Raw genomic sequence first — 255 nt, 5'->3', positions numbered from 1 at the left:
AAAACTGATGAGGGGATTAACAAAAAACTCTTAGAATCCAAAATCGAAAATTCTTTACAATTAGAGATCTTTCGAAACCAGTTTTTTGAACAAAACAAAGCCTGATTTGCGCCTAATTTAATTGCTAGTATCGAACAATGATTTGTTGATAATTGTCAAAAGCAAGCAAATACAAGCAACATTCTTTTATTCTGATACATCATAATTAAACAATTTAAAAAAGAAATCCATAATCTTTACAAAAAAACCTTGGCT

Annotated in this window: 1 protein-coding gene; it reads left to right on the top strand. The window is 28.2% G+C overall.

Features of this window, described 5'->3' with window-relative positions; translation table 4 throughout:
- Positions 1-255: hypothetical protein (locus tag OF365_RS03290; protein ID WP_263818178.1), on the top strand; the 255-nt coding region annotated here is incomplete at both ends.

The sequence above is a fragment of the Ureaplasma zalophigenitalium genome, from assembly GCF_025780055.1.
Lineage (GTDB): Bacteria > Bacillota_I > Bacilli_A > Mycoplasmatales > Mycoplasmoidaceae > Ureaplasma > Ureaplasma zalophigenitalium.
The sequence above is the reverse complement of the archived record's forward strand: the minus strand, read 5'-3'. Positions and strand labels throughout refer to the sequence as shown.